Here is a 9588-nt window from a genome sequence, read left to right on the forward strand (position 1 = left end):
CGCTGCCGGAAGCTCACTAATCGGCCCTCGGACGGGCATGTTCCTGACGCCGGTCGGCGGCCCTCGGCCCGGCGGGGCTGGCAGTACTCATCGTGGCCATCGAGTGGCTCGCGAACCGGGCCATGCACCCGCCGGGACCGAGAGGTCACAACCCTAACTCGTTGGGCTGCAGAAAGGATGGTGCCCTAGTGAGCGTCGCCAGCGTGACCAGGCCCAGGTGTGGTCGGCGGGGTGTTGGCGGGTGAGGACGAAGGCGATGAGCAGGCGGCGGATCTCCGGTAGCGTGAGGGCGATCATGCCTTCGTCAGGTTCGGAGAGTCCCCCTTTGCGGCAATGGTTTTCGATGCGGCCAGCCAGGCCAGGGCGAGCATCGAAAGGGTGATGTGGGCGTACCAGGCCCGCCAGGCGCGGACCTGGTAGTGATCGAGCCCTGCCTCGCCCTTGGCCTGCTGGAACGCTTCTTCCACGTGCCAGCGCGACCCCGCGGTCCAGGCCAGATCCACCAGGCGGGCGTTGGCCGGGCCGTAGCAGAGGTAGTAGGCGATCTCGGTGGGTTCGGCGATGCTGCGCCGGGCCAGCAGCCAGTGCCCGCGTCCGGTCTTCCACCTGCCGTCGATCTGGCGGCGTGCCCAGTCGTATTCGCGGGGTCCGTGCGCGCCGGCACCGACCGAGAGCCGCTGCCAGGTGCGGTCGGCGAACTCTGTGACCAGTTCGTCGGCGCGCGCGATCCGGTCGGCGCGGGTGTGCACCTGCTGGTCGCAGCGGGTGGCCAGCACGTAGAACACGTCGTGGTCTTCGCACCAGTCCCGCAGGTAACCGGCTTGTCCGTAGGCTTCGTCGGCGGTGAACCACCGAAACGGCACCCGCGCGGCCACCGCACGTTCGAGCATGGCGATCATCTGCCGCGGCTTGGTCGCGAACTCGACCTCGTCGGGGATCCCGGCGGCGCGGCAGCGGTCCCGATCGCTGGTCCACGACTGGGGAACATAGAGTTCCCGGTCGATCAGGGCGTGCCCGTGCCGGGACGCATACGCCAGGAACACCCCGATCTGGCAGTTCTCGGTACGACCGGCCGTACCGGAGTACTGGCGTTGCACGCCAGCGGATTTCACGCCCTTCTTCAGGAAACCCGTCTCGTCACCGGCCAGCACGGCCTCGGGGTCACCCAGGTGCTCGATCACGTAGTCACGCACATCGTCACGGACCGCGTCGACGTCCCAATCCGCCGCTCGTAGCAGCCGCTGCATCCCCTGCGGGCCCGTCTCACCGGCCCGCTCGGCCAGCGTCCACCCGTTCTTGCGCTCCAGCCCCGCCAACAATCCCGACACGTACTCCCGCGCCCGGACCCGCGGCTCCGACCGCGCGAACCGGACCCCGATCCGCGTCATCAACGAATCCAACTCGGCCACAACACGATCCAACACCACACAACAGATCTACCAGCACCAACTCACATAGGTGTCGTTGCAGTACTACCGCGACCCCGGGATCGAAAACCGAGCCGAGCGGTTCGGCATCCGGAACCCCTGCCGCGGTGACGGGTGGCACCGGTGTGGCAGGGAACAGGTAGTCGGGTCCTTCGGGGGTGGTGATGTCGGATTCGCCGGTGGGTGTGCGCCATTCGACCCGCCGGTCGGGGTGGTGGATGACGGTCCAGCCGTTGGCGTGGTTGTCGGCCAAGGTCTTGAGCCGGTGATGGCGACGACAGCGTGCCCCGAGGTTGGCCTCGGTGGTGCGGCCACCCTGTCCGGGGTTGGTGTGATCGAAACGGTCTTGGTGGTCGAGGTCGCTGGCGGCGGCGGGGACCTGGCAGCCAGGCGCGCGGCAGCTGCCGTCGATCGCACGCGCGCGTCGGGCGATACGAGCGCCGGGGCGGTAACGCAATTCGCCTGCGGTACCGGCTTTTTCGACACCGCCGGTCGTCGCAGGGGCGGATTCGGTCGCCGCTGGAGCGGATTCGGTGGTGGCTGTGGCGGTTTCGCCAGTGACGACTGCGGTCGCTGCGGTGGCGGTCGTGGTTTCGCCAGTGACGGCGGTCGCTGCGGTGGTGTCGGTGATGATTTCGAAGCGGGCATGCCGCGCGATTTGGCGGGCGAGGTCGGCGTCGATGGCCCCGAACCCGGCCAGCAGCGCCGGGTTGTCCTGCAACCCCGCCAGCGTTTCGGCCGAGACACCGACTTGCACGAGGGCTTTGCGCGGCACCGGGATCGGTTCGCTGGTGATGGCGCGTGGGCAGTCGTCGCGCCCGCATTGGCACACCAGCCGTCCTGTTCCGTCGGCGAGCGCGACGAGGGCGTCGGCGCGGCGTTGGTTGGTGGTGCGGGGGTCTTTGCCGCATACCTGGCTCAACGCCATCTCCCGCAGCCGTTCGAATACTGTTTGGCCGCCGGCGGCGGGCAGTACCGCGTCCACGACAGCGGTGCCGTTGTCGGCGGCGGTGACGGTCACATACCGGTCGGCTTCGGCGTCCTTGCGGCGCTCGGCTTGCCCTGCCGGGTCGACTTCCTTGATCCAGCGGTTGGCGGTGCGGCGCACGCGCGCGGGTTCGACCTTCTCCGCGTACGCGGCGACTTTGGCTTCGAGGGTGTCCAATACTCCGTCGGAGGCGTTGGTGAGTACTTTGCTGATCGCGCGGACGCGTGCGAGGTCGATGCGGCCGTCGGCGAAGGCGTCGCGGGTGGCGGGGTAGCGGTTTTGCAGCCCGAGTCCCAACTCGATCAGCTCATCAGCGCTGCGCTGTGAGCGCCGTTCGGCCTGATCCGCTACGGCGTCGCCCCGGATCACCCGCGCATCAAGGGCATCATCACCGCCCTGCACAAGGTCCTGGACAAGGATCAGGTGCGGCTGCTGGGCAATATCGACTACGGCGTCGACATCACCCTCGAGGACCTGCGGCAGTTCTACGACGCGGTCATCTTCTCCACCGGCGCCAATGCCGATCGCGCGCTGGAGGTTCCGGGCATCGACCTGGACGGCTCCTACGGCGCCGCGGACTTCGTGTCCTGGTACGACGGGCACCCGGACGTGCCGCGCAGCTGGCCGCTGGAGGCGGAGAAGGTCGCCGTGCTCGGCGTCGGCAATGTCGCCCTGGACGTGGCGCGCGTGCTGGCCAAGACCGGTGACGAGCTGCTGCCGACGGAGATCCCGCCGAACGTCTACGAGGGGCTCAAGCACAACAAGGCCCTCGAGGTGCACGTGTTCGGCCGCCGCGGTCCCGCGCAGGCCAAGTTCACGCCGTTGGAGCTGCGCGAGCTCGACCACTCGCCGACCATCGAGGTCATCGTCGATCCCGAGGACATCGACTACGACGAGGGCTCCGAGGCCGCGCGCCGGCACTCCAAGCAGGTCGACATGATCTGCAATACGTTGGAGCAGTGGGCCATTCGCGATGTCGGCGACCGCCCGCACAAGCTGTTCCTGCACTTCTTCGAGAACCCCGCCGAGATCCTGGGCGAGAACGGCAAGGTCGTGGGCCTGCGCACCGAGCGCACCCAGCTCGACGGCACCGGAAACTGCAAGGGCACCGGCGAATTCAAGGACTGGGACATCCAGGCCGTGTACCGCGCCGTGGGCTACCTGTCGCAGAACATCCCGGCCCTGCCCTTCGACGACCAGGCCGGCACCGTGCCCAACGAGGCCGGGCGCGTGCTGGTGAACGAGGACGCCGACGGCTCCGACCGCTACGAGCCCGCCACCTACGTGACCGGCTGGATCAAGCGCGGCCCGGTCGGTCTCATCGGCCACACCAAGGGCGACGCCAACGAGACCATCGCCTGCCTGCTCGACGACGCCGCGAACTTCGTGCCCGCCCCCAAGCCCGAGCCCGAGGCCGTCACCGAATTCCTCGAGGGCAAGGGCATCCCGTTCACCACCTGGGCCGGCTGGTACCGCCTCGACGCGCACGAGCGCGCGCTGGGCGAGCCGCAGGGCCGCGAGCGGGTCAAGGTCGTCGAGCGCGAGGACATGCTGGCCGCATCCGAACCCGACGTAGGGTCGTTTGCCGCCCTTCCATTTGCCTTTGGCGGCTTTGCGTTCCATGCCCGCGATGACGCGGTCGATGATGGTGTCGCGTTCGAATTGGGCGAACATGCCCAGCATCTGCACCAGCATGCGGCCCATGGGGGTGGAGGTGTCGAATGGTTCTGTGGCGGAGCGGAACACGACTTTGGCTCGGTCGAGTTCGTCGAGCAGGGTGACCAGGTCGCGCAGGTTGCGGGAGAAGCGATCGACCCGGTAGACCACCAGCACGTGGATGAGCCCGGCACGTGCGGCCTGCAACGCGCGTTGCAAGCCAGGCCGCTCGGTGCTTGCGCCGGAGGCGTCGTCGGTGAAGGACGTCGTGTGTCGCCAGCCGGGTTGGGAATTGATGTAGGAGTCCAGCCGGGCGTCCCGGGCTTCGATGGAGTAGGGCTGGTTGTCTTCAGTGGTGGAGCGGCGGGTGTAGGTGCCTACTCGCACGTCCTGTTCCCAGGCGGCCGTGTCGTAAGAGATACGCGGAGTTGAGGATTTCTTGCTGCCTGCCATGCTGCCGGTCCTTCCCATCGATATACGCTTCTCGCAACCTCTGATGTCCGAAACAGCCTGTGGCGAAACAGAATTCGGGCCCGGGGTTCTGTCGGGGATATCGCCGGTTCTATTGTCCCTCGATCGTTTTTCGAATGTATTGGTGTGGCGGGTATTTCGGTCGGGGTGTTTCATGCGGCGTTCCGTTCGCCGTTGTCGGTGTGGTGGCGGTGGGCCCATGCGGTGATGAGGTCGGCGAGGAGGGTGACGACGTGGTCGCACTGGGTGGTGGTGAGGGGTTCGGTGTCGATTCGGTCGATGTGCCAGCGTTGGTGGGCGCGGTCGCGGGCATGCCGCTTGGCGGCCTCGATGCCGGTCGGGGCATGGTTTCCGGGTTCGGGGCGTTCCATCGGGGCTCCTGTGGGGTGTTCGGCGTTTGGCGTGGCGTCACCCTGTACTGGCAGGCGAACCCGCGTTTATCCGCGTATGAGACCGGAATTGATGCAATTCCGTGTTCCGCAGTCAACGTTCGGCATCAATCACGAGGTCCCCTGGGTTCCGACATATGGCGGTGTCGCGCCTGTTATTGATCTGAAACGAATCGGTTGCGCTGCTTGATGTTTCGGTTGTGGGTGATGATCTTCGGGTGGACATGCGCAGGCTTTCCCCGGGGCAGCAGGAGGCGTTGAGGATGCGGGTGATGGGAGCGATCCCTAGTGCCGTGTCAGGCAACGTTCGTTAGGTAATCGGGTCGGCGGATCTTGGATCCGACGGCGAAGTCTCGGACGGGGCCGGCGTGTTGGTTGCGCCAGCGGACGTAGGTGCCGATCGCGTCGTCCTGTTCGTCGTGGCTGCGGTGGTCGGTGCCGTTGAGCGCGAAGTACCGCAACGCGGCGAACTCGCACTCGATCCGGTTCAGCCACGACGAATACGTGGGCAGGAAGACGAGCTCGACGGCGTTGTCCACGCACCACGCCCGGACTTCGGCACGTTTGTGGACCGAGTAGTTGTCGCAGATCAGATACAGTTTCTGGCCGGGCCACCGGGCCCGCAGGGATTTGAGGAAGGCCAGGAACTCGGTCCAGCGTTTCCGATCCCGGATCCGGTAGTACAGCTGCCCGGTGCGTAGGTCCAAGGCGCCGAACATGTGCCGGACACCCTGGGTGCGGCGGTAGGTCGCCCGCAGTCGGCGCGGCCGCCGGGCGGCGAACCAGCCTCGGCCGCTGCGGGGTTGGAGGTTCAGCGGTCCGAACTCATCCACGCAGATCACTCGTCCGTCGACGGGCGGGTGATCGTAGAGATCGAGCACCCGCGCCATCTTGGCCTGAAAGTCGGGGTCGTTGCTGGCCTTCCAGGTTTTCGTGGCCTGCCACGACACCCCACCGGTCTTGAGGATCTGGCGGACAGTCTCACGGCTGAGCTCGGCAATCTTGTTGATCCGCAATGCTTCCGCAAGTTTCGACAGGCTCCACGTCGAGAACGGCCATCCCAGGTCGCGGGGGCAGCACCGGGCGATCTGACAGATCCGATCACGCGTCGCCTGATCGGTCTTCGCCGGCCTGCCCCCGCTCCATTTTGGGTCCAGGGCGTCGAAACCCTTCTCGTTGAAGTCGTGGATCACTTGCCGCACATACGATTCCGACACTTGCATCAGCTTCGCGATGAACCCGACCGGCTGATGCTGCGCCGAGGCCATCACCACCACCGCCCGCCGCATCCGGATCGGCACCTTGCTGCGCCGCGCGATCTGGGCCAGCCTGCGGCCTTCCTCGGGCGTCACCGCTCTGACGAACACATCCGGCTTTCGAGCCACCGGCATCACCTCCACCACCGGCAGCATCACCGCTCACCCGCCGAGGATCAACCCGCCACTCCGGACAACGGTTTCAGCATCAACCTTCCCGGACGCGGCACTCGCTGTCGTTGACCATCGCGTGGTGGTGATCGCACACCAATGCCAGGTTGTCGAGGTCGGTGGGCCCGCCTTTGGCCCAATCGACGACGTGGTGGGCAGCGCACATCGCCGCTGGTGCGTCGCAGTCGGGATGGGTGCAGCCTTTGTCGCGGGCGATCAACGCCAGCCGTTGCCCGGGGGTGGCGAGTCGTTCGCGGCTACGCCCCAGGTAGAGCGGAACCCCGTCCCCATCCAACACCGCCAAGACCGGCTTGGACCCGGCGGCCATCTTCAACGCCTCGTTGATGGAGACGTGTCCGCCGGTGGCGGTGGTCGCGATCCCCGCACCCCGCTCGAGGTCGGCGAGGCTCATGGTGAGCGTGATCTGCACGGGCAGCCCGCGATGGCTGCCGAGCTTGTTCATGTCGACCCCGGCCTGCAGCAGCGCCAGCAGGGCGTCGTGGTTGCGCTGCCCGGCATCACGCCGGTCACGCCGCGCGGCCGCTTCCAACACAGCGGAGTCGACAACCGCGCCAGTGGCGGGACGGACCACGCCACCACCGGGGGCGGCAATGTCATGGGCGGCGTGGCCTTCGGCGGCAACACCCTGTCCGGCACGACCCTGGGCGGTGAAACCGTGGGCGGCACCACCTTCGGCCACCATGCCGTGGGCGACAGTCCCCTGGGCGGCAGCACCGTTAGCCGCTACGCCCCGGGCCGCGAGGCCCTGGCCGCCAACGCTCTGGGCGGCGCAACCCTGCGCGGCAACACCTTCGGCCACCACGCCGTGGGCGGTCACCACACTGGTGGCCGCAGCGCCGGTGTTCGCAATGTCGGTGGCCGCAGCACCGACACCGCCACCCGCGACCACCGCGTCGGCTACAGCCGGACCGGGCAGGGCGCAGACAGCAGCGCCGGACGCAGCGATGGAGCCGGGTGCAACGACAGCGCCGGGAGTGCGGGCAGCGCTGGAAGCACCAGGAACGCCGGGGCTTTCGGGATCGTCGGCGTTGCACATGCCCGGGCGAGCGAACTTCGCCAGCACCGCATCCAAGCACGCACGCAGCTCCGGAGTGATCCAGCCCTCCACCCACGACATGCCATCCACACCCGGGCGGCCGATCACCAAGCCGCGACGGCGGCGACGGTCGGCGCTAGTACTCCAGCCGGACTTCGTGATCGATGATGCTGCTGGTCGGGGGCGCCGGAAGTGGGGCGGCCACCGCATGATCAGGTTGTGTTTGTGTGGGACACAACTGAATTGGCGGTGGCCGCGCTCGACAGCGTAGCCGCTGCCCGGTGGCGGCAACAGTTCGACGAGTTCACCGGCATGCTCGGGCCGCGCTTCGCGCGGGTGGAGACTCGCCGGACCGCCGCACGGATGCTGACCGCGATGATGACGGAGTTGCCGAGCAAGAACTGCTGGACACTGGCCGAACAGGCCGGTGATCGGTCGCCGGACGCGATGCAGCATCTGCTCGCCTCGGCGGTGGTCGACGAGGACGGGCTGCGAGATGACCTGCGCGACTTTGTGATCGAGCATCTGGGCGAGGTCGACGCGACACTCGTGGTCGACGAAACCGGTGACATCAAGAAGGGCACCCACACCGTCGGGGTCCAACGCCAGTACACCGGCACGGCCGGACGGATCGAAAACAGCCAGGTCGCGGTCTATCTCACCTACGCCACGGCCGTCGGGCACGCCTTCCTCGACCGCGCCCTCTACCTGCCGAAATCGTGGACCACCGACCCGGCCCGCTGCCAGCGGGCGGGTATCCCGGACGAGGTGGGTTTCGCCACCAAACCCGCGCTGGCGAAACGGCTGATCCTCGATGCGCTCGATTCCGGTGTCCGGGCACCGTGGGTGACCGGCGATGAGGTCTACGGTGGTGACCCGAAACTGCGTGCGGCCCTCGAATCCCGCGGCACCGGTTATGTTTTCGCGGTCGCCTGCGATCACCGCGTCACCACGGCGACCGGCCGCGTCCGTGCCGATGTCCTCGCGAAGACCGTGCCGAAACGAGCCTGGCAGCCGCTCTCGGCCGGCGACGGGGCCAAAGGTCCCCGCGTCTACGACTGGGCCTGGATCCAGATCGGCGCCGAGAACGACAAAGCTGCTCCCGGGCAGCGCTGGCTGGTGGTCCGCCGCAACCAGCGCACCGGTGAACTGGCCTCGTGCCGTGAGCCTTTCCGGGTAGCGGCGTGTCGTGGTCAGGTGGTTCGGCGGTATTCGTGGTGCAGCAACACCAGAGCAGCCGCGACGATGGCACCGATACGCCAGGGGCACAGGCTGACTCGCCGCAACGCCTTGAACGTCGTCTTCAGCAGGGAGTTTCCCCGTTCCCCGAGGGCGCGTCGGCTGTTGTGTGCCTTGTTCGTTTCCCGCTGCGTGTCGGTGAGCCGGCCACCGGCCGGCTTCTTGACCGCGGTCGTGGCCACCGCGGCTTCGCCCTCGTAACCGAGGTCGGTCAGCACCGGCCTGTCGTCCGATACCCAATCGGCAAGGGCTGGAATGATTTCCGGGTGTGCGCGCAGCGCGGTGACGTCGTGCTCACGCCCCGGACGCACCGGCGAGGTCCAGATCGGCCACCCGTCGGGCACGGTCACCACCTGCACGTTCCCGCCATGGTGGTGATGTTTTCCCGACCACCACAAATCCACCCGCCGCGAGGGCTTGCCCTTCTGCGGTGTGGGTCCGGGCTCGCTGATTCGATCGGTCGCGATCAACGTGCCGTCCACAGAGATATGTTCGTGGCCAGCCATTTTCGCTGCCAGCAACGCGCTGTGCAGACTCGGGGCCTGCTCGGCGAGCGCGTCGATCACCTCGTGCAGATAGTCGTAGGCGGTGGTCCGCCCGATCGCATTGTCGAGGGCCAGCTGCTCGACCCGGATGCCGTCGACGAACCAGCGCAGCGCCAACACCGCCTGCGCCATGCAGGTCAGCGCCCGCCAGCGCGTCCCCTTGGCCTGGCGCACCTGCTCGAGCAGCCCCGTCACGAACTCGACAGTGGCCTCCGAGACCGCCAGCACCCCGGTATATGTCACACTCATCCTGCGCAGAGTCCTTATGAAGATGTGTTCTTGGTCGAACATCCTTTTACCAGGACTCTGCGCTCTTACATTGCCCAGCAACCACTTTCAGCGAGTCCACCGGTCACCCAGCACGCCCAGCCGCTACCCGGAAAGGCTCA

Annotated in this window: 6 protein-coding genes and 3 pseudogenes; 2 read left to right on the top strand and 7 right to left on the bottom strand. The window is 67.3% G+C overall.

The genetic code is table 11. The features are described 5' to 3' along the window. Positions 1-293: 293 nt before the first annotated feature. Together D7D52_RS37425 and D7D52_RS39750 are read right to left on the bottom strand one after the other, a co-directional pair. Complete coding sequence (locus tag D7D52_RS37425) at positions 294-1379, bottom strand: IS701 family transposase (protein WP_246024108.1); 1086 nt, start codon at positions 1377-1379, stop codon at positions 294-296. Then, complete coding sequence (locus D7D52_RS39750; RefSeq protein ID WP_425464705.1) at positions 1264-2817, bottom strand: HNH endonuclease signature motif containing protein; 1554 nt, start codon at positions 2815-2817, stop codon at positions 1264-1266. Before D7D52_RS39750 ends, D7D52_RS37425 begins: the two co-directional genes overlap by 116 nt. Here D7D52_RS39750 and D7D52_RS39755 point away from each other — a divergent pair. After that, positions 2743-3987: pseudogene (locus D7D52_RS39755) on the top strand (ferredoxin--NADP reductase domain-containing protein); the annotation flags it as partial. The gene D7D52_RS39750 and the pseudogene D7D52_RS39755 overlap by 75 nt on opposite strands. Positions 3988-4068: 81 nt before the next feature. Here D7D52_RS39755 and D7D52_RS40555 read toward each other — a convergent pair. The 4 genes and pseudogenes from D7D52_RS40555 to D7D52_RS39760 form a co-directional block, all read right to left on the bottom strand. Then, positions 4069-4743, bottom strand: a pseudogene (locus D7D52_RS40555) (recombinase family protein); the annotation flags it as partial. Continuing rightward, positions 4695-4913: a hypothetical protein gene (locus D7D52_RS37440; RefSeq protein ID WP_120743646.1), complete on the bottom strand. Its 219-nt coding sequence runs from the start codon at positions 4911-4913 to the stop codon at positions 4695-4697. The pseudogene D7D52_RS40555 and the gene D7D52_RS37440, both read right to left, overlap by 49 nt. A 314-nt stretch (positions 4914-5227) precedes the next feature. Beyond that, positions 5228-6343, bottom strand: a complete 1116-nt coding sequence (locus D7D52_RS37445; protein WP_246023558.1) for an IS630 family transposase — start codon at positions 6341-6343, stop codon at positions 5228-5230. Positions 6344-6395: 52 nt separating this feature from the next. Further along, positions 6396-7625, bottom strand: coding sequence for an HNH endonuclease signature motif containing protein (locus tag D7D52_RS39760; RefSeq protein WP_281279157.1), 1230 nt, complete (start codon positions 7623-7625; stop codon positions 6396-6398). 39 nt (positions 7626-7664) lie between these two features. Between D7D52_RS39760 and D7D52_RS39765 the strand changes: the two are divergent. Then, positions 7665-8579: pseudogene (locus D7D52_RS39765) on the top strand (IS701 family transposase); the annotation flags it as partial. Between the two features lie 29 nt (positions 8580-8608). On the opposite strand, the gene D7D52_RS37465 reads toward D7D52_RS39765, so the two are convergent. Further along, on the bottom strand, positions 8609-9448 hold the full coding sequence (locus D7D52_RS37465) for a transposase family protein (protein ID WP_120743648.1): 840 nt from the start codon (positions 9446-9448) through the stop codon (positions 8609-8611). Between the last annotated feature and the right edge of the window lie 140 nt (positions 9449-9588).

Source organism: Nocardia yunnanensis (genome assembly GCF_003626895.1).
In the GTDB taxonomy this organism is placed as follows: Bacteria; Actinomycetota; Actinomycetes; order Mycobacteriales; family Mycobacteriaceae; genus Nocardia; species Nocardia yunnanensis.